The 23,840-nt window shown below is 56.3% G+C and carries 25 protein-coding genes and 2 pseudogenes; 5 read left to right on the top strand and 22 right to left on the bottom strand.

All coding sequences use genetic code 11. The annotated features are described in order from the left end of the window. Positions 1-240 precede the first annotated feature (240 nt). Entirely contained in the window at positions 241-1,578 is a 1,338-nt protein-coding gene (locus CCGE531_RS30990) for an ISNCY-like element ISRtr6 family transposase (RefSeq protein WP_004126005.1), read from the bottom strand. A 267-nt stretch (positions 1,579-1,845) separates the two neighbouring features. Here CCGE531_RS30990 and CCGE531_RS34575 point away from each other — a divergent pair, with 267 nt between their 5' ends. Beyond that, complete coding sequence (locus tag CCGE531_RS34575; protein WP_154660803.1) at positions 1,846-2,019, top strand: hypothetical protein; 174 nt, start codon at positions 1,846-1,848, stop codon at positions 2,017-2,019. Positions 2,020-2,511: 492 nt separating this feature from the next. Here CCGE531_RS34575 and CCGE531_RS30995 read toward each other — a convergent pair. From CCGE531_RS30995 to CCGE531_RS31010, 4 genes and pseudogenes are all read right to left on the bottom strand, one after another. After that, positions 2,512-2,722: pseudogene (locus CCGE531_RS30995) on the bottom strand (CsbD family protein). A gap of 250 nt (positions 2,723-2,972) precedes the next feature. Continuing rightward, entirely contained in the window at positions 2,973-3,302 is a 330-nt protein-coding gene (locus CCGE531_RS31000) for a hypothetical protein (RefSeq protein ID WP_240535518.1), read from the bottom strand. Positions 3,303-3,727: 425 nt separating this feature from the next. After that, positions 3,728-4,228: a hypothetical protein gene (locus CCGE531_RS31005; RefSeq protein WP_240535519.1), complete on the bottom strand. Its 501-nt coding sequence runs from the start codon at positions 4,226-4,228 to the stop codon at positions 3,728-3,730. Between the two features lie 51 nt (positions 4,229-4,279). Then, positions 4,280-4,579, bottom strand: coding sequence for a hypothetical protein (locus CCGE531_RS31010; protein WP_037136675.1), 300 nt, complete (start codon positions 4,577-4,579; stop codon positions 4,280-4,282). Positions 4,580-4,868: 289 nt separating this feature from the next. Here CCGE531_RS31010 and CCGE531_RS35275 point away from each other — a divergent pair, with 289 nt between their 5' ends. Then, entirely contained in the window at positions 4,869-4,997 is a 129-nt protein-coding gene (locus tag CCGE531_RS35275) for a hypothetical protein (RefSeq protein WP_276307846.1), read from the top strand. 198 nt (positions 4,998-5,195) lie between these two features. Here CCGE531_RS35275 and CCGE531_RS31015 read toward each other — a convergent pair whose 3' ends face one another. The 14 genes from CCGE531_RS31015 to CCGE531_RS31080 all read right to left on the bottom strand — a co-directional run bounded on the left by CCGE531_RS31015 (position 5,196) and on the right by CCGE531_RS31080 (position 17,233). Beyond that, positions 5,196-6,077 carry an SIR2 family protein gene (locus CCGE531_RS31015; protein WP_004126018.1) on the bottom strand — a complete coding sequence of 294 codons (882 nt, stop codon included), beginning with the start codon at positions 6,075-6,077 and terminating at the stop codon, positions 5,196-5,198. Positions 6,078-6,111: 34 nt separating this feature from the next. Beyond that, positions 6,112-6,324 (bottom strand): putative nitrogen fixation protein NifT, encoded by a 213-nt coding sequence (gene nifT / locus CCGE531_RS31020; RefSeq protein ID WP_004126022.1) that lies wholly within the window; start codon positions 6,322-6,324, stop codon positions 6,112-6,114. Next, on the bottom strand, positions 6,321-6,644 hold the full coding sequence (locus tag CCGE531_RS31025; protein WP_004126025.1) for a nitrogen fixation protein NifZ: 324 nt from the start codon (positions 6,642-6,644) through the stop codon (positions 6,321-6,323). Before CCGE531_RS31025 ends, nifT begins: the two co-directional genes overlap by 4 nt. Before the next feature lie 93 nt (positions 6,645-6,737). After that, positions 6,738-6,932, bottom strand: a complete 195-nt coding sequence (locus CCGE531_RS31030) for a 4Fe-4S binding protein (RefSeq protein ID WP_004126027.1) — start codon at positions 6,930-6,932, stop codon at positions 6,738-6,740. A gap of 34 nt (positions 6,933-6,966) precedes the next feature. Beyond that, complete coding sequence (nifB, locus tag CCGE531_RS31035) at positions 6,967-8,448, bottom strand: nitrogenase cofactor biosynthesis protein NifB (protein ID WP_120670799.1); 1,482 nt, start codon at positions 8,446-8,448, stop codon at positions 6,967-6,969. Positions 8,449-8,680: 232 nt separating this feature from the next. Next, positions 8,681-10,429 carry a nif-specific transcriptional activator NifA gene (gene nifA / locus CCGE531_RS31040; protein WP_004126033.1) on the bottom strand — a complete coding sequence of 583 codons (1,749 nt, stop codon included), beginning with the start codon at positions 10,427-10,429 and terminating at the stop codon, positions 8,681-8,683. 176 nt (positions 10,430-10,605) lie between these two features. Next, the gene (locus CCGE531_RS31045; RefSeq protein ID WP_004126035.1) at positions 10,606-10,905 is read right to left on the bottom strand and encodes a ferredoxin family protein; all 300 of its coding nucleotides are present in this window, start codon (positions 10,903-10,905) and stop codon (positions 10,606-10,608) included. A gap of 12 nt (positions 10,906-10,917) precedes the next feature. Then, complete coding sequence (locus tag CCGE531_RS31050; RefSeq protein WP_120670801.1) at positions 10,918-12,222, bottom strand: FAD-dependent oxidoreductase; 1,305 nt, start codon at positions 12,220-12,222, stop codon at positions 10,918-10,920. A 12-nt stretch (positions 12,223-12,234) separates the two neighbouring features. Then, positions 12,235-13,347 carry an electron transfer flavoprotein subunit alpha/FixB family protein gene (locus CCGE531_RS31055; RefSeq protein WP_120670803.1) on the bottom strand — a complete coding sequence of 371 codons (1,113 nt, stop codon included), beginning with the start codon at positions 13,345-13,347 and terminating at the stop codon, positions 12,235-12,237. A 12-nt stretch (positions 13,348-13,359) separates the two neighbouring features. Continuing rightward, the gene (locus CCGE531_RS31060) at positions 13,360-14,211 is read right to left on the bottom strand and encodes an electron transfer flavoprotein subunit beta/FixA family protein (protein WP_120670805.1); all 852 of its coding nucleotides are present in this window, start codon (positions 14,209-14,211) and stop codon (positions 13,360-13,362) included. A 182-nt stretch (positions 14,212-14,393) separates the two neighbouring features. Continuing rightward, the gene (gene nifW / locus CCGE531_RS31065; protein ID WP_120670807.1) at positions 14,394-14,777 is read right to left on the bottom strand and encodes a nitrogenase stabilizing/protective protein NifW; all 384 of its coding nucleotides are present in this window, start codon (positions 14,775-14,777) and stop codon (positions 14,394-14,396) included. A gap of 194 nt (positions 14,778-14,971) precedes the next feature. Beyond that, positions 14,972-16,198: a cysteine desulfurase NifS gene (nifS, locus tag CCGE531_RS31070; RefSeq protein ID WP_120670809.1), complete on the bottom strand. Its 1,227-nt coding sequence runs from the start codon at positions 16,196-16,198 to the stop codon at positions 14,972-14,974. Between the two features lie 47 nt (positions 16,199-16,245). Beyond that, a complete protein-coding gene (locus tag CCGE531_RS31075) occupies positions 16,246-16,887 on the bottom strand; it encodes an iron-sulfur cluster assembly scaffold protein (RefSeq protein ID WP_120670811.1) in 642 nt (213 codons plus the stop codon). A gap of 25 nt (positions 16,888-16,912) precedes the next feature. Beyond that, positions 16,913-17,233, bottom strand: coding sequence for an iron-sulfur cluster assembly accessory protein (locus CCGE531_RS31080; protein ID WP_004126065.1), 321 nt, complete (start codon positions 17,231-17,233; stop codon positions 16,913-16,915). A 544-nt stretch (positions 17,234-17,777) separates the two neighbouring features. On the opposite strand from CCGE531_RS31080, the gene CCGE531_RS31085 reads away from it, so the two are divergent. Next, positions 17,778-18,374 carry a nitrogen fixation protein NifQ gene (locus CCGE531_RS31085; RefSeq protein WP_205587003.1) on the top strand — a complete coding sequence of 199 codons (597 nt, stop codon included), beginning with the start codon at positions 17,778-17,780 and terminating at the stop codon, positions 18,372-18,374. A gap of 45 nt (positions 18,375-18,419) precedes the next feature. Here CCGE531_RS31085 and rpoN read toward each other — a convergent pair whose 3' ends face one another. Continuing rightward, a complete protein-coding gene (gene rpoN, locus CCGE531_RS31090) occupies positions 18,420-19,862 on the bottom strand; it encodes an RNA polymerase factor sigma-54 (protein ID WP_120670815.1) in 1,443 nt (480 codons plus the stop codon). A 79-nt stretch (positions 19,863-19,941) separates the two neighbouring features. After that, positions 19,942-20,481 carry a peroxiredoxin gene (locus tag CCGE531_RS31095; RefSeq protein ID WP_120670817.1) on the bottom strand — a complete coding sequence of 180 codons (540 nt, stop codon included), beginning with the start codon at positions 20,479-20,481 and terminating at the stop codon, positions 19,942-19,944. Positions 20,482-21,203: 722 nt separating this feature from the next. Here CCGE531_RS31095 and CCGE531_RS31100 point away from each other — a divergent pair. Then, a complete protein-coding gene (locus CCGE531_RS31100) occupies positions 21,204-22,067 on the top strand; it encodes an isocitrate lyase/phosphoenolpyruvate mutase family protein (RefSeq protein WP_245459604.1) in 864 nt (287 codons plus the stop codon). Between the two features lie 93 nt (positions 22,068-22,160). Further along, positions 22,161-22,290: pseudogene (locus tag CCGE531_RS35070) on the top strand (SOS response-associated peptidase); the annotation flags it as partial. Between the two features lie 77 nt (positions 22,291-22,367). Here the strand turns inward: CCGE531_RS35070 and CCGE531_RS31105 are convergent. Beyond that, entirely contained in the window at positions 22,368-23,096 is a 729-nt protein-coding gene (locus CCGE531_RS31105) for an aspartate kinase (protein WP_120670819.1), read from the bottom strand. Positions 23,097-23,840 lie beyond the last annotated feature (744 nt).

A 23,840-nucleotide genomic window follows, 5' to 3' on the forward strand; every position in this document is an offset into this window, starting at 1 on the left:
CTGTCGAATTCGCTTCCGAACGCCAAACGACGTTCTGCCAAAGTAGTGCTAGTTTCCGTCCACAAACAGGCGTGTTTAAGCGCGTTTACAAGGGTTTGTCCTTGGCGGTGAGAGTGGTTTTGGGGCGACGGACAGGATCATGAACGCTTGTGATTGGGCAGTATACAGTTGGCGGCGCTGAGGCGTACGCCACGAGGCCGGCATTGTAGCGACGGCGCAATTCTAAAAGCTGGTCGGAGTTCAGGTCGGTTTGAGGCGGATGAAGAGGACGAGGTTGTAAGCCACGACGGAGGACCAGACGTAGGTCTTGAAGTGGTCAAGGCCCCGCCAGGTGCAGCGTGCCAGGCCGTAGGCACGCTTGAGGCATGATATTCCGGCTTCGATACCGGCGCGGAAGTTGCGCAACTTGCGATAGACCCAATTGCTTCTGACCATGTCCTCGACCTTGAGGCCAGCTTTCTTGTGGAATGCCATGTCGCGAACGCCCCAGGTCTTGGCTGTGGCCAGGTTGCCGCGACTGGCAAAGCCGCCGTCGGCCGCCGCCTGCCGCGGCGCGTTTCCATAGACGGCGATGTGGCGCTCCAGCATCGGCAGCAGCCGCTCGCTGTCGGGCGGATTACCTGCCTCGATCACCAGATCGAGGATCATGCCGCTTCTGCCGGTGGTCAGGTTGAGCTTGTGGCCGTATTCGGTCTCGCGGCTACCTTTGACGATGATATCGGCATGGGGTTCGAACAGGCTTACCAGCTTCTCGCCCGCCGGCAGCTTCTCGCCCGCCAGTACTCGCCGCTCGCTCTGTTTGATGATGCGTTCGATCAGCGGTCGATAGCGGCAAACCTGGGCCTGCCAGAGTTGGACGAGCGGATTGCTCGCCGCTGCCAGTCGCTCGGTTGCCTGCTTCAGGTATGCCAAGGTCGCGCAGGCGATCGCGATCAGCTCACGGTAGAGCCGGACCCGATTGGGCTGACCGCGTGTGAACTGGATCTCGCGGGCACGCTTCTTGGCCGCGCGGCAATGATCGCGCCATGCCAGGCCGGCGCCGACCAAGGTATCTGCCTTCTTCAGCAGGCGCACCATGACCCGCACGGCATCCCACAGCAGGCTGCTGTCGCTCGGTTCGTGCATGAGTGCCGAGGTCACTGTACTGTCCAGCCGCACGACCGTGCCGTCTTCCAGCTTCGCCTGCCGAGCGCTCGACAGCAGCGCCCGATTGATCACTTCCCAGGTCTCGGGTCGGATCGCGCTGATCGTCTTTTGCAGCACTGACTTTTGCGGGCTCCATGACCACGGCAGGCGCGCAAAGGCCCGAAACGACGCGGAGTCCTCGAGATGGAACGCCAGTTCCTGGTAGCTCAGCTGCCGGTATTGCTTGAGCAATGCGCAACGCAGCACTGCCTCGGCCGGCAGCCCTTGCCGTCCGGTGGCCTTGACGCCGTGCCGACCCAGATCCCGCCCCACCAAGCCAAACAGATCGTGGTGCTCGTCCAGCCACTGCGACATCGACTTCAGTTCGTGGCCGATCTCGTGCGTGGCGAAAAGATCGAATATACTGGCTTGGACGGTGCGTTCCTGGCGCATTGTCGGCTCCGGCGGTTGCAGATTGTGCTTCGGAATCAGTGGCATGAGCCCAAAGTATACCTGAAACCGCCGGGCCTTGCTTGCGCAAAATTCAGATTCACTTAATAATATCAATAACTTGATGTTCGTGGACGGAAACTAGCTAGAGTCGCCAGGCAGAACTTAATAGCCCATTCGAATACCATTCGGCGTGATGGGGCCTGCGAACCGAATCCTGGAAGCGGCGGTTAGGTCGTCGTCTACAAGGACGGCCGGGAAATCGCTGCATTGTCCGCAGGCTTCGGTGAGACCGCGAACAATGTCATCGAGCTTACCGGCATGCTGCACGCTACCCAATGGATCATCGATTATTTCAAGAAGGACGAGCCGGCAACGATCTGGCGTGACGCCATGTACGTCGTGAACGGATGCAATGAATGGCGTAACTCCTGGGAGAGATGATTTTGGAGCGCCTGATCGAGGCGATGGAGACGGATATCGCGTAGCCCGTAAGGGTCGGGCCGAAGGCATTCGGAAGCAGCATGCCGCAATACCTCCATTCCGCCGCGGAAAACTTCGCCCGTCGGCGCGAGGACATCATCAAGACCGGTGGCGCCAGAACCCGCGAGGATGAAGCCGCCCAACGCAGGCAAACCGACAAGTCTTTAAGGTTTGTTGTCATAGACCGCAGAGTGGCAGGTCACCGCCGATCTACAATACGGTCGATTATACAAGGAAATTTGTCGAGGAGTGCCTCCTCAAAGGGCGTATATCATTGATGACATTACCATGTTCTAATTCAACAGTCGGCCGTGCCCACGACCGTAATTGAAACGAGCACTTGATGGAAACTCTGCCCCTATCCCTATTCGGATAGGGGCTTTTTGTGGGTGTGCTTGGGCATTGCTGTACGAAATACCGTTGTCATGCAGTCCGATGGTACAACGCGGCCTGTTACTCCCAGGTCTGTCGATTGTACCAATCGTCGATGTCGCGCCGCGCCCGATCTTTTTCCAAGCCGTAGCGTTGTTCTTGGATCTTGCCTTCGAGCTGATCTCGGCGTCCGTCGATTAGATCCAAGGTCGTCATCCGTGAGCTGTCCCCACTGCTCTTTCACCTTGCCCTTGATCTGCTTCCAATTTCCTTCAACTCTATTCCCATCCATGATGTTCTCATCGTAAGGGTTGTCCCTGCAGCGGTAATGTAGATCGGCTATCTTTGTTCGCCAAATAGTTGGAGGGGCCGCCGCGCGAAGCTGGGCAAAGCGAGCGCGCGGAAGCTGGGGTTAGGCCTCCGCTTTTTTTCAAGCATGCAGAAGTGGAATCAAGCCCTGAACGATAGATTCTGCCAATGCTTCCTATCGCTTCGCTATCTGGAAATTTCATAATCAAGGGCTTCTTGCCCCAATCGTCCGACTACGGATCAATGGCAAAGTATTTTACCAAGAAGGGGTTCGCTAAAAGTGGCCATGCACCAGCAAGTCTGGCGAGGTGGCGTTCGTCATGAATGCCTTGCTTATAAAGAGTGACAACGATTGGTGCCAGTCGCTGGGCTTCATTTACATCTTTCATTAGGTTCAATCTTGAGAAAATCTGCTCGAAAGCAAGCTGACAAATCTCTAGGTCACGCAGACCAAAGATTGCCTCATGGTTTCGAATATATTGGGAAAACGTCGAACCATCCTCATCATGCCGCTCCGCCGGGCTGGATACCGGTGACCCCATCTCGGGAGAATCCGAAACCATCCGCTGCTCTCCGATCGTGCATGAGTATACAACGCACGTTTACACTCCAGGCAACATTCTCGCAACCTGAGGCATCATTTCTTTGAGCATCTTCTCGGCGCCGCCACTTTACTGCTGAGCGGGCGTTGTCGCGGGCGGCGTTGTGGTGGTCGGCTGTGTCGTTGTCGTCTGGGCTGGGGCGTTGGGATTTGTCGTGCTGGTGTGGGGCCAGAAAGCCCAGGCGAGAGCTGCGACTACAATAATCCCGAGAATGACAACCCATGGCATCCAAGGTTGGCGACGTACCGGTGTCGTTCTGAGATCTGGGGCACGCTTGTTGATGTCGTTGCTCATCTGAGTACTCCTCTGGGACGTAACCTTTAGCTGCAGCAAAGGTTCCTGACCACGAGGCGTTGCGGTGAAGTTGCGCTAATATTGCGCGCAGTTCATTGGGTTGGTTGATGTCCGTGATCGGATTCATCTCGCAAGTATTTGGCATCGTATAAGAATGGAAGAAGCCGAGCCGTTCCGGGCACAATCTTGGACTCGTCGGCGTCGACCTCGAGGCGAGCTGTCCATCTAATCATGTGGTTGTTGTCGGTCGGGTCCAACGTCGGAAACTTGAGGCGACGGCTTTGATCAGTTGTGACCACATCAATGGTATAGCTATCGTCTTCAAGGTATCGATCTGAGATGATCTCCACATGGAACCGGCCACCTTCCGTCCTGGCATCGCCCTCGTAGCCACATCGCTGGATGCAACCTGGCAAATCACCCCTGACTGTGAATGAGATCAATGTGCCGTCCACCAGGTTGGTTATCCCGTTAAAAGACGGTGGATTTCCTTTGCTCATGGTTATCGCGAGCGTCAGATCGTTGTCGCTGGCCGCAAAGGCAGAAGGGACCATGATGAGCGACAGTGCGGCAACGACGACGGCGTGATGCATAGCAATCCCCCAATTACCGCAATGATTATCGGGAATGATCTAAGAGTCGAGTCAACTATGCGTGCGAGCGTGGCGCCCTGTGAACGGCTCAAATTCATCATCGCCGTGCAGATATTCCAGCTCATGGTCAATGTGGTCGATCGCCCAACAGAGCGCCTCGATCTCGCTTCTCAGGTGCTCGGCCAAGTCCCCGGTGATACTGGCGATATCGGCCGCCGGCAGGGACGCCCTGCTGTTGATAATCTTGATCTCGTCAGCTTCAAGACCGGCAAGGTGGTGCTTCGCCCGCTCGATCTGGAACAACAGCTTGCCGCGGTGATCCAGTAGGTATTCTCTCGTCTCGTCGATCATTTGGGCGTCTCCGAGGGATGTGGCTGTAGCCTTATATGCTTCGAGACCGTGTTCGGTAATCCAAAAATATTCGATATTGTCGATACAATCTCTGGGGACGAAACCGCGGGCCTCCAGACGGCTAACGATATCGTCGCCGCACCCATAAAAGCCCACGCAAGGCGGGCCCGGAAAGGTGGAATGATGGAGGTGATTTAGGAGATGCCGGCCGTGTGACGCGCTGACATCATCTTTGATGCGACAAGGCTAAAATGCCTGATAGGATTTGAGCTTAATCGTGGAGGGGACCATGAAATCAGCGGCAAACGACAAAGAAAATCTGCCGCCCGTCGAGCAGGAGTGGGCCAGCGCCATGCTAGTCATTGCATGGCCGTTTGGGGTTTTTGCCATTGCGCTTTGCTGTAAGTTCTTCGTGTAGCGATTAAGCCCCCGCCTGACCTAACGCTCGGGCCTGGCCAAGACGGTTGTCGGGATGTTGATTTTGGGGATTCTAGCCGTCGTCCCAACAATGATGGTGCAGTCTCTCGTGCCCATAAATCACGCTCTTCGTCACTCGCTCTCAGTTTGAGCAAGCGATCGGTGCCGCTGCGAAGCGCTCCCTGGCTCACGCTTGCGGCTATGCCGGATTGACAAGAGCAGCCGCAACTTCACCAATCGGCAGGTCAATCAGGGTGATGCCGCATTCCGTGCAGAAGCGGCGTTCGTTCTTGGTCATGGTTTTGGCATCAATCACAGCGAAGTGTGGGCCGTTGGAGCGCTTCATGATCTGGCGGGCAAAGATGCGCAACATCTGATCGTCGAAGCGGCAGCCCAGAAAGAAAAAGCCGCGGTTGGTGCGCCGTGCTTTGACGGCTTCGGGGATCGGCGTCTGGATATCGATCTCTGTCAGAACTTCGACATAGTCCGCATCTGACACGAGAAAATTAGCAGCGGGCCGAACGCTTCCATGAGGCGTATACAACACCGTTTTTGCTGCCGGACCGGGCCTGAGTTCCTTTCCGGACAAATCGTAGGTTCTCGTCCATATATCGCGGTTCTCATTTGCCCGCGTAACGCCTTGTATCTCGACCACGTCTGTTCGGCCATTCGCCACGAGAGCCGCGCGCATCGTCCCGTCGTACCAGCTGTCGATGATGAGCGAGAGTGGCAGCGTTGCAAGCCAGGCATGGAGGCCGGTCAGCGGCGCGGATGAGGCGAATATCTCCGCCATCCAGGCTTGAAGCGTCCGACGATGCCTGCGCTGCTCGATAAACTGTGCGACCGACCACATGTTGCTGCGTATCTTGGAAGGTGCTGTCGCCCGTGTGTTAAGAGCTGCTGCAACGCCTTCTGGACCATCAGGTACAGGCGGTGCCGCCGAACTTTGCCGGAGAAGCCCGGGACCGAGATATGGGATTATTGCGTCTGCGGCGAGCGCTTCCTTCAGCAAATAAAGTTGCTTTTCGGCGTAATCGCCCCGGCAGACCAAAAGATGATCGGATTTAGGAAGCACGGGCATGCCGCTGTCGCTTTTTGTCGTTCGTTAGCAGCGTTTAGTCCTCCTCAGATATCTTCTTTGCCTCGACCGTAATGGGCAGGCGCGTGTCCTTTGGCAGATCGGGCAGGGCTAGCCTCCATCCATTCCTAAGCAGCACGCAGCCGCCCCATAGATTTTCATTTTCCATAGCAATGATCGGCTCTTCGAGATCCTTCTTGGAAACATATGCCGATAAGCCGGTTCCGGTTCTGCGGATCATCACTTTCACGGGGCTATTCCTTCCCTGGCGCTGGTAGTCGTTTCGGCAATGCTTGCTGCGGCTTTGTCGAGGCTCGTCAGTTCACGCGCGCGCATGCCGACGATGGTGCCGCGATCCACCCATTCGACCGCATAGATATAGAACTGCTGGAGAAAGGTGCCGATGTCGCGCACATAACCCTCATCGCCCTTTCGCACCAGGTTTTCGCCAACGTCTTTGCCGGGATAGGTGCCGTCATTCTTTATGTGGCGCGTGGCACGAACCCGCTCGCCTGGTAGAAATTGCGGTGAACAGCCGATTTCCACTTCTTGTTCGCGTCCTATGCCCACGGTGGTGCCTCACTTTCTTGAGACTGCTCGGCTTAACCGCGGAGGTCAAACCTTTGGACGAGATATTGCCTTCGGCGGCCAGCGAACAGGCGATCAGGCTGGAACGCAGGTCTTCGGTACCGGACATACCGATGCGCATTGCTGCGTCTCGAAAGCTCCCTCGCATTCTGTGCACTTCTTCGGATCGATCACGTAGTTCTCGCCCTTCAGTTCTATCGCACCTGATGGACATTCGAACTCGCAGGCTCCGCACTGGGTGCATTGGGATGCGATGATCTTGAAGGCCATTTTCAACTCCTGAGGAGGTTAAACTAAAAAAAATTCACGCCGTCCCTGTCAGCAGGTCGACTCCAAACTCGGTGGCATAAACCATGCTGATGGCGGTTTCGATGTACTCATAGGTATAAGAGTCCACTGCTCGAATGCCCGCGTCCGCCAACCGCTTTTTAGGGCAATCTCCGATCTTTGCGCAGAGCACGATGTCGATCCCCTCGAGCGCAACTATCACACCGTCGAGTGTAGCGTCGTCACCCCAACCGCCGCGGCAATATTGCTCGACCTTGCGATGCCCCACGAAGGCGATTCCTCTCGGAGAGGCTTCATAAATCTGGAACTCTTTCGCATGGCCGAAATGTTCGTTTATGCGGCCGCCGCCCTTGGTCGCCACCGCGACGTGAAGCGACCCGTCGGGGCCGGCTGCTTTGACCATTTCGATCGCCTCGCTCTTGGCTGCTGCGTGATTGCCTCTCTCCCGCGCCACTACTTCCCGGTATGCCTCGCGATTGCGCTCGTCGTACGAGACTGCATCGGGAATGTGGTCGAGCGTGAATTCTTTGCCACGATCCTCGCCGAGCAGACCGACGGCATCGGCCCGGCATTGCCGACAATGACGCATCAGCTTGGCGCCTTTTTCGAGACGACCTTGAAGCGCCTTCAATTCGATTGCCCGCGGAGCGCGCTGTCCGGTCAGGCCATAGTAAGTGCCGTGCGCTGGGTCCGAAATCAGGGGCATCACATTATGCAAGAACGCGCCGCGCTCTTTCACCCATCTGTTCACCTCGATCAGGTGCTCGTCATTGACCCCGGGTATCATGACCGAATTGACCTTGACGAGGATGCCCCGCGCCGCCAGCATTTCCAAACCCAACATCTGTCGCTTGTGCAGGATTTCGGCGGCTTCGATGCCGGTGTAGCGCCGGTGATTGTAAAAGACCCAGGGATATATCTTTGCGCCGATTTGCGGGTCGACCATGTTGATTGTGATGGTCACGTGATCGACATTCATGCGTGCAAGCTCATCGACATGATCTGGCAATGCTAGCCCGTTGGTGGAGATACACAGCTTGACGTCGGGAATTTCCGCGGCAACTTTTTCGAAGGTCGCCTTGGTTCTCCTCCAGTCGTAACAGGCATCGCCCGGACCGGCGATTCCGACGACCGAAAGCTGCGGCACTTCGTTGGCGACCGAAATAACTTTGCGCAGCGCCTGCTCTGGCGTCAGCTTTTCCGAGACGACACCGGGCCGGCTTTCGTTTGCGCAGTCATATTTCCGATTGCAGTAGTTGCACTGGATATTGCAAGCCGGTGCGACGGCGACGTGCATGCGCGCGAAATAGTGGTGTGCTTCTTCCGAGTAGCAGGGATGATCCTTTATCTTCTCCCATGTCGCTGGATCCATGTCATCCGGTTTTGCGGTTGAGCCGCAGGATGAGGATTTGCAGCTGTCGGACTTCGCATTGGTCAGCCTATTGTCGGACGTTTTGGCGCTGGCCGAGCTATCAAGCGAAATCATCGATGCGGTCATCTAGCAATTCCGTTGCTGGTGAAGATTGCAGTTCAAACTGCAAGACCTATGCCAGGGCCCGGGATTGTCTTATGTCCGGCGTTTTAGTGTTTCGCGTTGGATTGCATACACTTGCTCCCGCACGATTTCGTTCGTTCATGACAATCGGCACATGGATCTCGTCGCGAATGCGACGCGCCTCTGTCACGTAGAGTGCCGAGAGCGCATTTCCGACCTGACGAACGACATAGGCTTAGAACTTTTTCATCTCGATATTGTGCCGGCGCAGAGCATAGCCGACCTGACGGGGCGTGAGGCCGAGCATACGAGCCGCTTTGGCCTGAACCCATCCGACTTTCTCCATTGCCTCGATCAGCCGGTCCCGCTCTGTGAGGCGCGGTGATAGGGCTGGGCAAGCCGGACCATTGGGGTCGCAGGCCTTGAAGGGCGCTACCTCGGGATGCGAGACGCTGCCTGGTTGGGTAGAGAGCGGCGATACTGCCGGCGTTGTTCCACCCCGAGTGAGCTCATCGATAGGCTTACCCTCGCGGCCGCCGCCGTCGCCTTTCCAAAGACGAGCCGAAAGACATTGGTTGTTCTGGCACGCAAAATCCGAGGGAACGATCGTCTTCGAGCGCGCCAACGTCGCCGTCCTACGCACGCAATTTTCCAGCTCGCGGACGTTCCCAGGAAAATAGCATTGCGAAATCAGGTCTAGCGCCTGCGCCGTGAAGGCGTGCTCGCGATTGTTCTCCCGGTTGAAACGGTCGAGAAAGACTTTTGAAAGGCGCGAAATGTCTCCGGGCCGCTCTCTGAGTGGTGGCAAGACGATCGGCACGACATTGATGCGATAGTAAAGGTCGGCTCTGAACTCGCCATTTGCAACAGCCGCCTCGAGGTCCTTGTTGGTTGCGCATACGAGTCTGATGTCGACTTTGAGGGTCTTGGTTCCGCCAACCCGCTCCAGCTCGCCTTCCTGCAGCACGCGCAAAAGCTTGGCTTGAAAGGCAGGCGAAATTTCGCCAATTTCATCAAGGAGCAGCGTTCCGCCATTTGCCAATTCGAAACGCCCCGCGCGCTGCGATACAGCACCGGTGAAAGCGCCCTTTTCATGTCCGAAGAGTTCCGATTCCAGGACACCTTCAGGCAGTGCGGCGCAGTTCAATTTGACAAAAGACTTCTTGCGGCGAGGGGAAAGCTCATGAATGGCCTGTGCGAAAAATTCCTTGCCAGTGCCGCTTTCACCCCGCAGAAGCACTGTGGTATTCGTCATAGCCACCGCAGAGACGATTTCCAACACCCGCCTGACTGCAGGGCTTTCTCCGACGATCCAGTCGACTTTGGCTCTTGAGTTTTGGCTCGGATCATTCCGTCCCCCTTCGGCGGATTTCCGGTGCAGCTGGATGATTTGCGGACCGGACGTGCTCAGGGCTCGGTGGAACGCGATCGTCTGGCCGATAAGATCGGCGACCATGGTAAGGAAGCGAATATCCTCGTTGTGACGCAGTTCAGTGGCGCTGTCCCTGAAGCGGTCGATCCATAACGTCCCGACCAGTTTGTGCGCAGCCCTCAAAGGAACCCCGATAAATGTGATGGGGATCGTGTCGCTGCTCAAAGACGGCTGAGGGTCAGCCCGAAAAAGTTCGGATTTACTGGTCTCCCTTATCACCAGCGGCTGTCCGGTCGTCACGATCTGATCCATTGCAGCCGGTGGGATGGTGTGGCGTGCGCCGGATTGACGAGAATCGGCGACGCCGGCCGACGCGGTAATTTCCGGCTCCCCTTCGCTCGCCCATATAACGATTGCCCCATGACGCATTCGCAAAAACGTGGGGAGGATATTGGCGACCTTGACAAGCGTGATCTCCAGCGGGGCAGCGGCCGTTAGGAGCTTCGATATTTCGTAGATCCCGCTGCAGGAGATTCCGACTTCAGGCGTTTTGCTGGATACCCCGGGCAAAGGTCCAACTTCATCGACGCAATCGCGTAGAATGCGGGTCATTTTCAACACCCCTAGCTGTGTAGAATGCCCCCATTCCAACCACTGTTTGTGCTTATTTGTATAAGCGGAAACTCTAATGGTAGTTTCTGAAATTGCAAGCTGGTTCCTGTCAAAATTGATGCAGCGCCTGGCTGTGACGACATAATGTGTTTTTCAAAAGTTTAACAATAAATTGTTCACCCGAACTTGAAGAGAACACCAAAGCCGCCTCGTGGATAGTTCCACGTGATGTCCCCACTTGCCTCACACAGCACCCTGCATGTGCCGCACTCCATGCAGCCGTCGGCGGCAATCTCCACTTGGCCTTTGTCATTCAGTTCATAGCATTTTGCCGGGCAGATGCGTGTTAGCGCCAAAAGGTTTGCACTCGGATGCTCGTGCGGCCGCACCTTAATGTGCGGGCGTCCCTGATCAACCAGATAGCGATTCTGGAAAAGCTTGTCCTCAACACGCAACTTCGTCACTGCAACGGTCATCCTATTTCTCCTTCAACGCCAAGCCAATGCCAGACGCACCGCGTCGCTGACCAGCCCCCAGCGCGAACGCGCCTTTATGAAAGCGGCCGTTGTCGCCCTTTCATTTTCGATCTTCGGCGTACCATCGACACGCATGAAATTTTTCGAAGCTTCAGACATCAACTTCGGGTATGTCATGAAGAAATTGCGGGAATTGGTATGAAGTAGGGCCGGCATGTCTTTGTATTTCCTAAGATCTTTAATGACAAAGGAATCGTCCAGCATCGTCTTGTATAGTGCGAGGTTTCTTTTGGTCATTCGACCTCCGCGGCTCTTGACCTCGAAAATAGCCTCCCCGGCGATGCGACCTGACGTCATGGCGAGATTGGAACCCTCGCGGTGAACGGCATTGTTGAGCTGTGCTGCGTCGCCGACAACGACCCAGCCATCGCCGAAGAGCGCGGGAATTGCCTTATACCCACCTTCGGGAATGAGATGAGCTGCATATTCCTTGACTTCCGAATCCGCGATCAGATGTTTGATCGACGAATGGTTCTTGAACGCTTCGAGCAATTCGTAAGGGCTTTCGCACGTTGCGGCGAAGTCGGAGACGAGGCAACCGATGCCAAGAGAGATCGACTCCTTATTGGTATAAAGAAAGGCGAGCCCGGCCATGCCGCGGGAGATGGTGCCGGCCGCCTCGATCACACAGCCCTCGTTGCCATGAAGACCGAAGCGCTGATCGATTACGTCTTCTGGCAGAAAATGTATTTCCTTGACAGCGAGAGCCACGCTCTCCGATGTCGACGTCTGACGCAAGCCGGCCCGTGCGCCGAGCAACCCATTGGCGCCTTCCGCAAGAACGACCGTGTCCGCAAGTATGACATCGCCGGTACGGTCAGTGCGCACGCCGATCACCTTGCCGCCTTCCTGGGCAAGTTCCGTCGCCGTCGTCTCGCAAAGGACTATCGCTCCCGCCTCGCGCACCTTACGGGAAAACCAACGGTCGAACTGGGCGCGAATGATTGTGTAGCGCTCAGGCGTCGACCCGTTGAAATCATCCGATCGGTATTGGATCCCAACGTGGGATGTGTCATCCATCATCCAGAAGCGCTGCTCGACGAGATGCCGCTCAAGAGGCGCATCATCTCGAAAATTCGGGATGATTTCCTCCAGCATGTTCGCGTACATGATTGCGCCCTGGACGTTCTTTGAGCCCGGATACTCACCACGCTCCAATTGCAGGACTTTCAAGCCACGGCTCGCCATGGTGTAAGCAGCCGCATTGCCGGCCATGCCGGCGCCAATCACGATGGCGTCAAACTTTTCCCCACTCATAACCCGTGTCCCCTAGTTCGCAAGCTTATCGCGACTGTGCGGCGACAGCCGTTGGGTGAAAACATCAGTGAGGGCCGGCAAGAAGCGGATCGCATCCGTCACGACGCCAACGTGGGCGAAGTCGAAAATCGGCGCGTTCGGATCGGTGTTGATCGCCACAATGAGATCAGCGCCCCCGACGCCAACCCGGTGCTGAATGGCGCCGGAAATCCCGGCCGCTATATAGAGCTTCGGCCGGATAGTCTTGCCGGTTTGCCCGATCTGCCGATCAGCCGGCATCCAGCCTTTCTGGACCAGCGGCCGTGAACAGCCGTATTCGGCTCCAATTACCCGCGCAAGATTCTTCACCAGCTTCAGGTTCTCCGATGTTCCAAGACCAAGGCCGCCGCCCACCACCACATCGGCATAGGCGAGATTGGAATTTGTCGATTGCACGTCGGAAAGGAACCCGAGGACTTTGGTGACGATCTCCTCCTCGAGCATCGGGACCCCATGCTGAATGACGCAGCCGACCGGCTTGTTCATGCGCTGCGGCATCGCCATGACCCTCGGTCGCACTGTCGCCATCTGCGGTCGGCAGTTGAGGGTGTAGATTGTGCATAGTAGAGAGCCGCCGAAAGTCGGCCGCGTTGCGGCAAGCGAACCGTCCGCATCCACATCGAGTTCGGTGCAGTCCGCGGTGAGCCCCGTCAACAAGGTCGTCGCCACGGAACCGGCAAGGTCGCGACCAAGCGTCGTCGCACCCAAAAGCAGGATTTCCGGTTGGTAAGTGGCAACCAGATTTGTCAGAGCTTTGGTGAAGGGCTCGTTCCTATAGTCTTCGAGCAGGGGGTCCTCCACCAGATACGCAACGTCGGCGCCATAGGCAAACGCCTCTGCAATGGCATGCTGCGTGGCGTCCCCTGGAGGTCCGAGCACGACACCTGCGAGTTTGACGCCAAGCTTGTCCGCCAGCTTGCGGCCTTCTCCTAGCAGTTCGAAGGAAACGGGATGGACATTTTCGCGCTCCACTTCGATGAAGACCCAAACATGCCGGTAGTCCTTGAATTGCTCGGGCAGCTCTTTCTTCAAACCCGCGCGGCCGACGGCAGGGGGCGGTGTTTCCTGATTTGCGGTCAACGTCATGGCTCCTTGCCGTTATGCGCTGGCGTCGAAGGCGAGTTCGTGTTCGAGCGCCGGCTGACGGGCGAAGATTTCGACAATCAACTCATCAGCAAGATCGCCGAGCGCTTTATCGGTGGTGGTGATTTGCTCCGCCTTTTCCGTCCTTGCTGTCGGGGCAAAGACGCGTTTGACGACCGTCGGCGAACCACGCAGTCCACACTTGCTGAGGTCCTCGATGCCGGCGTCGGCCGCGCTCCATTTTACGATCTGACTGCGCGCGGCGCGTAGCGCGTCATCAAGCGAGCCGCGGCGGATTTCGTTCGTGCCTTCCAGCATAGTAATGAGGCAGGGAAGCTTGCCATGCAGCATTTGGATACCCCCTTCCGAACGGCGGTCGACCTTAATTTCGCGTGCATCAAGATCGAGGGAGGAAATCTTCGAAACGTAAGTGAGTTGCAGGAGGTCAAGACGCTTGGCAATGCCGGGCCCGACTTGGGCAGTGTCGCCGTCGATCGTCTGCTTGCCCGTGAACACGATGTCGGGGGCGCCGAAGGTCTCGCCGATTTTTGCGATCGCCTGCGAAAGAGCAAAGGAAGTCGCCAGGGTATCGGATCCGGCAAAATAGCGGTCGGTCAACAATACCGCCCGATCCGCACCATAAGTGAGCGCCTTGCGCAACGAATCCTCTGCCATGGGCGGCCCCATCGTGAGCGCGGTAACCTCGCCGCCATGCACGTCACGCAACCGCAGTGCTTCTTCAAGGGCGAATAGATCGTAAGGATTTATGATGGTCGGCACACCCTGGCGCATGATCGTGTTCGTTACAGGATGGACGCGAATCTGTGCGGAGTCCGGCACCTGCTTGATACAGACTACGACGTGCATGTGGTCTCCTAGCTGCTGTTCAATGGCGGGTTTGGCGCTTCGTGTCCTCTAAAGCACTATCTGTGCCAAGATTTTTGAATGTCGCATCCCTTTGAAATTTCACAGATTTCTGCTGGGGGTGCCGACACTGGACTCGCCATTGTAGGCTTCGCGACATCGTTCAAGCCGGAACCATGTCGCATTCACTCCCTGCCGAAACCCTTCAAGATGGAATCGAACGGCACGAAGGTGTGACCCGGTTGGGCAGGCTTGGCCGGATTGTGATCCTTGAGCACCTTAAAGACCCGGTGCGCAAGTGGCGAGGACGCCGCAAAGTCTTCGTAGGCGCGTTCAAGGATGGTGCGTGCTCTGGCAGCAATCACCTGTTCCGGTAGATCGGAGAAATCCTCTTCGGCGAGGTATTGCCCCATCCGCTTCATGATGTGAAGCCGCGAGACGTCAAGCACCTTCGGATCATAGGCGACGTCAAGCAGCGCGAAAAAATCCTCCGCGGCCGACAGATTTTTCAACCGCGCGAGGATCTCCGCCGTATCGCTGGTTGGGCTGGCGTTGCATAAAGTGTTCATAACATTCTCCCGATTCGAACGATGCTCTGTGGTGCTCCGGTGCGATGATCCGCGGTCGCGAAAAGCCCGCCGGAAAAGTCCTCGCTCTTGCGGCTGCAAGTGGCTTGGCAAGTCCGAGCTCTTCTGCCTCGCAAGAGCGACGATCATCGCCTAGTTCGGTCACGCCAAATCGAGTCCTCAGAACGTGAACCGCTTCATGAGGGGTCTCCGTCCGTCTCCGTAGGCTTCATGAAAGCCAAAGGTCTCCGCCGCTTTGCCGGCGTCGGCCTAAACGAAGAACCATCTCGCAAACTGCCGACGATTCCGGGTAAGACATCGAGCACGCGATCGATATCCTCCTCGGAATTATCACGCGACAGGGAGAAGCGAATGACCCCGTGCCTCGATATTTCGGGAATGTTCATCGCCCTCAGGACATGGCTCGGCTGCGGCGACTGAGAAGTGCAAGCCGAGCCGGAAGAACAGGCGATGCCATAGCGGTCGAGGAGAAGCAGTAAGCCATCACCGTCGACTTGGTCGAAGGCGATGTTGGAGGTGTTCGGCAACCGCTTTTGCTTATCGCCGGTGACAAACGCATCTGGGATGCGCTGCACAAGCCCTTTTTCCAGGCGATCTCGCAGGGATCTTACTCGTCCGTTCTCTTCTTTCATGAAGGTCAAGGCAAGCTCAGCGGCCTTGCCGAGCCCGACGATGCCGGCGGTATTTTCCGTGCCGGCGCGCCGGTCGCGCTCCTGATGTCCCCCCTTGATCATCGGATCGAAGCGCACTCCGCGCTTTACCCAAAGCGCACCAATCCCTTTGGGTCCATGCAGCTTGTGGCCTGAGAGCGACAGCATGTCGATCGCACTCGATTTCAGGTCCATCGGCAGCTTGCCAACAGCCTGCACAGCGTCTGTATGGAAAAAAGCGCCAACTTCCTTGGCCAACTTAGCGAGGTCGGCGACAGGAAAAATCGTACCCGTTTCATTGTTCGCCCACATGATCGAGACGAGTGCAACATGTGGGGTGAGGGCAGCCCGGTATGTGCGCAGGTCGAGGCGACCATGCCGATCGACTGGAATCCTGTGCACCTTTATGCCACGCGTCTTCTCAAGATACGCACACAGCGTCAGCACGGCCGGATGCTCGACTGCGGACGTCACGATCTGTGTGCGATCGCGCATGATCTCAAGCGCCGAAAGGATTGCTGCATTGTCGCTTTCCGTCCCGCCGGATGTAAAGACGATCTCATGCTCGAACTCCGCACCGATCAAAGCTTGCAATCGTTTGCGCGCGGTCATTATCGCCGCACTTGCCGAGGCGCCAAAACTGTGACTGGACGAAGGATTGGCAAATTGATCCGTAAAGAACGGCAACATCGCTTGTACGACTTCCGGATCGACCCGCGTCGTTGCATTGTTGTCGAGATAGACAGACCTCATGGAAGCGATCCTCAGTTGGCGGAATGACGTCGGGTAGTCTCCATCGTTCAGCCCTCGGGCGAGAACAACCGCCGCAGCGTCGGATTGGTCGAATTGGCTGCGGCGACGTCATCTGGCAATTTCAGGCTCCGGTGGACGTTTTTCAGGCGAGCTCCAAGCATCCTTGATCCGCCGCGACATGCCGCCGAAAATTCCCGTCGGTTACAAAGATATTTCTTTGACCTCGAGTACGCTGCCTTCCGTTGTGACTGCCGACAAACTCGTCTCTGACCTAATGAGGCCTTCAACGAACAGCGCCGCAGGGACCGCAACAATCGCTTCTTCGACAGCGTTGAAGCATGTGACCGGATCGCCCGACTTTGCGCCACACATGAGGCAAACGGTGACGGCGAGGTGGACGGCGGCCGGGCGACAGCATGCGTTAAGTCGCAATTGATGTTTCGAAGGGCTTCATGGGCGGTCTTGCCCACAATAAATTCGATTAACTCGGACGAGCAGGCGATCGCGAAACGGGTTCGGAGCGACTGCAGTGTTGCGGCACTGATCGCTTCCGTCGGCCGATCGAATCCCATCATTAATTCAACCGCATCCCCAGATGCGACCTTGTTTTCAGATTTGGCTGTTTGCAGAATGCGGGCGCCCTTGTGATCGCAAAATGATGTCTTGAGCTTGCCGCGATACTTCCGCATGACTTTTCACACCAACCCCGGATGGTCAGGCAAAGGACTTGCCACAAGCGCACATCTCTGCCGCGTTGGGGTTGTCGAAGACAAATCCTGAGGACTCCAGCCGTGTAACGAAGTCCACCGTCATGCCGTTGACGTGTGGTTGAGAGCCTACGTCCACGAACAGTGTAATCCCGCCTGTTTCGATGATCGCATCGCCCTCGCGTGGGCCGCTCTCCGGTCCCATCAGGTATTTGAGCCCGGCGCAGCCGCCGGTCTCGACCGCGATGCGCAGGCCTTCGGCCGGCTCGTCCGCTCGGCTGAGCGCAATCTTCATGGCGGCAACGGCGTTCTCTGTGAGCGTGATCATAAATATGGTTCTCATTGGTCGTCGGGAAATTTGCAAATGACCTTGCATGTGCCGTGCCAAAGAGAAAAGCATTGAGCAGGCGTCGGATCTTCCGCTGGCAATATGCATGCGCATGCCCGACAATGCCCGACATCACTGAACGTCCAACATCAAAAAGGAGCAGTCACCCATGATTTGGGGACGCCCGCCAAAGACATCACTGCGCCATTTTCACGCCGTTGCCGTCATCGTAGCTGGGAAAAGGTTTGTAGCAGGCGCACCGGGAAAGGCCCTGGGTACCAACAACGATTGTCTGGTTTGTCGATTAGCCGACATTTTGCGTTGGCCAATCTGTATTTGCACGCTCATCACGTTGTTGAGAAACTCCCGGAGAGTTGTGCCGACGCTGTTTATCGCCAGGCTGGCATAATTTTTGAAGCTTTCTCGTCATGGCCGCTATAGCTGCAGGCGACCTTGATCAATGAAACGAAGGAGCAAAAGCGCCGTGTCAGATCAGCATCAATTCCAGATCTTAAAGGGAAAGAGCATCAGTCCCAGGATACTAATGTCTGATCGGTGGCGACATTCACAGTCATCCAATGCCAGGCTATGGCTGCGAATGGGCTTGGAGATAGACTTTGACGACTATGTACTTACCTGTGTCTTTTCGCGAGCGCTTCAGGAGATTGAAGCTGGCCAGGCGTCGGCGACCGAGGCGACCGGGCTTTCTCGCGCCGAGCTGCGGGACATCCTGACACGAAGTTTTCATGCCAAGCTTCTCGACGCCTTTTTTCCGGAAGAGGCGAGCGATCCAGAGCTCGGCACGGAGGAAGAGCTCCTGCGTGACTTGCTACTTTCGCATGCCCGTCCAAACGATCCATTCAGCGCCCGGTTTGCTAAAATCATTGCCCGCCGTGCCCTGCGCGACGACCATCTATGGCAGGACCTTGGTCTATTTGACCGAGCCGAGCTTGGTCGGTTGTTTGCCATGCATTTTCCGACGCTAGCGGCAGGCAATACCAACAATATGAGGTGGAAGAAGTACCTTTACCGCAAGCTCTGCGAGGCTGAAGGTTTCTCGCTCTGCGCCGCTCCCAGCTGTCAGGAATGCAGTGATTTTAACGCGTGCTTCGGCCCCGAAACGGATGAAGCCCGTCGTTAAGTCGCTTTCGCGAGCAGTGCAAGATCGTCAGCGCTTGGTCGGCGCCTATACAAATCCCGCACGGATCTCTCGACGACGTTGAACGGAAGAGGGGATATTCATTGCTTCCCGGTATTTTGCGACGGTGCGGCGCGCAATATCGATCCCGCTTTCCCGAAGTTGGGCGACCATATTGTCGTCGGAGAGCACACTGTCCTCCGTTTCCGCGGCGATCATTGCCCTGATGCGATGGCGGATCGCTTCGGCCGAGTGTGCCTCGCCGCCTTCCGAGGATGCAATCGCGACCGTGAAAAAATACTTCAGTTCGAACACGCCGCGAGGGGTGAGCATGTATTTGTTCGAAGTCACACGGCTCACCGTCGACTCATGCATCTCGATCGCGTCGGCGACAGTCTTAAGATTGAGAGGCCGAAGATAGGCAGTGCCGCGTTCCAGAAAGACATCCTGCTGGCGGACGATTTCAGTTGCTACCTTAAGGATCGTCTTGGCCCGCTGATCGAGGCTGCGAACCAACCAGTTCGCGTTCTGGAAGCATTCGTTGAGGAATGCCTGATCACCGGTATCATGCGCGGTCAGACGAGAGACTTCGGCAAAATAGGTTTGGTTGATGAGCACCTTGGGCAACATCTCGGGATTGAGTTCGATCTGCCACCCGCCTGCGGTCGAGGGCAGAACTCGAACGTCCGGTATGATGGCCTCCGGCCGTCCCGATTGGAACCGGTTTCCGGGCCTCGGATCGAGTGTCCGGATCTCATGCAACATGTCGAGAAGGTCGTCGTCGTCGACACCGCAGCGCCGCTTCAATGCGCGAAAGTCACGTTGTGCAACCAACTCAAGATTTGCGACCAGCGCTTCCATAGCAGGGTCGAACCGATCTTGCTGCCGTAACTGTATCTCGAGGCATTCCCTAAGAGTTCGTGCAAAGATTCCAGGTGGATCGAAATGCTGCAAGGTCGCGAGGACTCGCTCGACGTCAGCCTCGTGGACACCCAGCCTTGCCGCCAGCTCTGATAGGTGCACCTGAAGATATCCAGTGCTTTCCAGATGATTGGCAAGCGCACCGGCAATCAGCCGATCTCGTGAGCTGAATGCTGTGAGGGCGATCTGCCGGGCGACATCGTCGTGCAATGTTTCGGTAGAAGCAGCAAACTCCTCGAAGCCCGGGGGGTGCTCTGACGAAGCGCTGGCGGAACTTCGAATTGATTTCCATTCTCCAAGTGGCTCGGGAGCCTCGAGCCGTGTCGGCGCATCAACCTTGCCATCCTGTGTGGCAGTATCGGGCCTGTTCTCCGAGGTCGAAACGACATCGTCAGAAGTGATGCCGGCGCTTGAAGCCAGTTCCAGAAACGGGTTCTTCTCCAATTCCTGCTCGATGAACTGATGCAGTTCGCCATGCGCCAGTTGCAGCAAGCGAATAGATTGGATGAGCTGAGGCGTAATAACCAGCGATTGCTTTTGGCGCTGGAGAAGGCTTGCTAAATACTGCATCCTAAGAGCGAAACTCCTATCGATCTTGGTACTTAGTCGCGCTAATTTTTCATTTTATGAGGCTTTAGTCCTCCGGTGCTTATGCTGCGGCCGTGGCCTTCAGCGTTTCCAGGACGTTTTGCGGCGATGAAATGCCATAGGGATCGGTTTGACAGTTGTCCGAAAAGCCTTCTTCCTCAAACCACTGCTCTACCACGCCGTTATCGACCACCGCCGCGTAGCGCCAGGAGCGCATTCCGAAGCCGAGATTGTGCTTGGCGACGAGCATGCCTATCTTGCGAGTAAATTCTCCCGACCCGTCGGGGATGAGCTTGACGTTGTGAAGTCCAACGGACTTGCCCCAGGCGTTCATGACGAATGCATCGTTTACGGAGAGACAATAAATCTCATCGATGCCCTTCTTTTGAAACTCCCCATAAAGCCTTTCGAAATCCGGTAGCTGTTGGTTGGTGCAGGTGGGGGTGAAGGCGCCTGGCAGCGAAAACAAGATGACGCGCTTGCCGCGGAAATAGTCGTCCGATGTCTTGTCTTTCCACCGATAAGGGTTCGGCCCTGGTAGGGCCTCATCGCGAACACGCGTCCGGAATGTGACGAAGGGAACCTTCTTTTTGATGTTCATCTAACTGGTCCTCATACAGACAATTGACCCGATGTTTGGCGATTGCCGCTGCATATCCGATCTCGGTCGATATATTGGTCAAGCAAGCGCCATGCCATTTGGCTTTAATGCAGAAAATCATTGTACTGCCGAAGGACACTTGGTTTGAGTAGGAGCGCCTCGAACAAGGGCGCTGACCCAACCTTCTCACCTCGAATGACCTCCGCCGCGGTGACATCGGTTGGTCGCTTGTTATCGGGAAGCCTCGGATATTCGCAAAAGACGGAACCGTTCCGGATAGTCGTGTCAGATCCTTGAACGAGTACCGCCGGCGGGCTTTGACCTGGCCGCCGTGCTCGCGCTTTTAGGCACGCGATTTGCCGAGACCGTTCTTCTCATAGCACCGACTGATGTGCCGCCGTTGCTGCTCTCGATCATATCCAGATTGGGACATGCGCCACCCTCCATCTCTTCGGCAAGGCGCCGGCGTGTCCGGTCGCAGTGAGATTAAAATTTCTCCCGTGTCATCGCTACTGAATGATTAGGTTTTGCCTCGCGTGTCCATTCGCCAACCTTTTGATGTTCGAAACGGGACAAGAATGTCGGGAGACCGACGATTGGCAAGGACTGGCCGCCGGCCTGGGCAAGTCGTGCAGCGCGGCCGCCCGCGCTCATCCGGCATGCAACTTGCGTCGATGATTTTAGCCGCGCTTGGCACTTTCCGATTTCCGATGGAGCATGACATGGATCAAAAGGTTTTCGTTCCAAAGAGCATCGGGGCGATTGAGGATCCGACGAAATCGCTCCGCGATCTGATTTCCTCCCCGGACCTGACGCACCTGATGGGAGCGCATGACGGGCTTTCCGCGGCGGTCGCCATGCAGGCGGGCTTCAAGGCCATTTGGGCGTCTGGCCCGTGCATTTCGAAGAGCCTCGGCTATCGCGACGTCAAGGAGGCAAGTTGGACACATTTGATAGAGGTGATGGAACGAATGGCGGATGCCAGCGGCCTGCCGATCCTCGCCGATGGCGATTCCGGCTTCGGGAACATGAATGGCCCGCGGTTAATGGCAGCAAAGCTCTTGCAGCATGGTGCCTCTGGTGTGTGCATCGATGATAAGAGCTTCCCGAAAATGAATTCCTCTGTCGGCAATCGTCCTCCGCTGGACGATATCGAAAAGTTTTCCAGCCGCCTAAAGGCGATTAAGGATGCGACGGGAAATGACCTCGTGCTTGTCGCTCGCACCGAAGCCTTGATCGCCGGTTACGGTCTCGAGGCGGCCCTATTGCGCGCAGACGCCTACGCGAACGCCGGCGCCGATGCAATCCTGATCCACTCGGGGGAAGCGAAAGCGCATGACGTTCTCACCTTTGCGAAGGAATGGAAACGGCTTCCTATCATGATTGCGCCTTCGAATTACTATCGCACAGTCATTTCAGCGCATCATGAGGCTGGCATCTCGAATGTCATCTGGGTCAACCATGCGATGCGTGCAGCGATTGCAGGTATGCGGGCCGCGTACAACTGGATCATCGCCGAAGCAAGCGCCGGGCAGATTGGGCAGGAGGTCGCGAAGCTCGACGACGGACCCGCTGCGTTATGGTGAACCGTCTTCGGCGAAAGTCGGTATCTTCCGCGCGCGTGATTAGCATTGGTACGCTGAAGCGGTCAGCCTCGCTGCGGTGTCTGCGGAGCCTATCCTGACGACCTAATGAGACAGTTTCCCGCCGTACTGATGACAATGTGGCCGATCGGCAAGGATGTGGGCTCGCCAAGAACGCCCCGATATCATCGAGCCTATCAAGGATGCGGAGCCGCCGTCACTGTGATTGATGACGAGATTTTGAAAGAACGTGCCGCAGGAAGGTACCATGATCATCCGTTTGAAGATCGGCATTGTCGTTAACTAAGGCGAACATGATGGGATCCTTTCATTTGTGGTGATGTAGGTCGCTTTCACATGCTTTCCCTCGGTCCAATCACGCAGCCGGTTTGGATGGGTGCCGTTGATAACGACCCCCGCAGCACCCCGCAATGACATGAAATGGGCTGCACAAGAATCGACTGACGCCTGACCAAGCTCGGCAAGATCGTGGGCATCTATTTCCTCGATGAACGCCTCCGGATCGTGAGTTGCCGCATTGCGATAGACGCCGTCTACATCGGTCAGAATTGCCAGTAGCGGAGCATTGGTTACCCACGCAATCCACGCCGCCACAGCGTTAGACGTTATGTCCAAACTCCATTCGACCGAATCCGTTGTGAAGAGCATGCGCGAGGCAAGCAGAACTGGAATTTTGCCAACCTTTGCCAGGCTCCGACATTCGCTCAACGTTGCAGACGGAACAAGTTTCGAAGAAAAGGCACGATTCGCCAGCAAATATCCTGTCTCGTCTTGGACACGAGCGCACGCGTGGTGGGTCATCACCGATGGGGGACGATATAGGTCGTCAACACGCTCCATCGCCTTGTCGTTTAAGTCTCCGCCAGGAACTACCAAAATTCGATGTCCACGCTCGACCAAGCGCTCGAGTTCGGCGACAGCCGTCCTAAAAACCGACAGATCATGCATGAGACTTCCGTGGAACTTGACAACTATTGAAAAGCCGCATGGGGGAAGACTTTGGGTGAACATGTCTTAACCTCGCCCTGCCACTGTGAAGGCCCCATGTAGGTTTTGAGGGCTTCTCGATGTCAGATGGAGAACTGAGACCTTCTGAAAAGCCGCAGTGTACAACTGCATCCGTTCAACGCCATTTGGGAGAGCAAGCTCGATTACGTTGAACCTAATGTCGAGAAGTTTCGTCGCGTTTGAAAAGTCGCTCTTCCTCCATTTCTCCGCAATTCTTCACCGAACGATGTTGGAGACGTCTCGAACGTGCTACGGCTCTTTGTCCGGGATGCTCAAGCTGACGGGCCCGTTCATTTAGCTTTGGGCCTAGATGATCCAGTGTTCCACGCAGCGACCAACGAGAGAAATATGTCTCGGCGGCTCTCACTGCGTTTGCAACAACCTCAAAAACCATGCCAACTTTGCAGAGCGAGCCCGCGAAAAGTTTTCTCAATGTTTCTTCCCGACTTAGGGCTGAATAGCGAACACCTCAGAGGCGGCGTCGTAAAGATTCAAACGCACACACTGTCCAATTTGTCAGATAACCGACACGAGCTTTGTTAGGTCAATCTCTCGCCGTTCCACGCTAAGCATTTGAAATTAAACGGGGAGACACCCCGTCCGGCGACACCGGTCGCGTTGGCGTGAGATTTGAATGGCGTGGGTGCTGTAATGGCGATGCTGACCTGTAAACCATTAATCGATCCGGTCGGCAGGAGGGAAGGCGGACCGTATTAAATCGTCCAGTCGGATTTAGTCAAAGAAGAG

Origin of the sequence: Rhizobium sp. CCGE531 (genome assembly GCF_003627795.1) — a bacterium.
Lineage (GTDB): Bacteria > Pseudomonadota > Alphaproteobacteria > Rhizobiales > Rhizobiaceae > Rhizobium.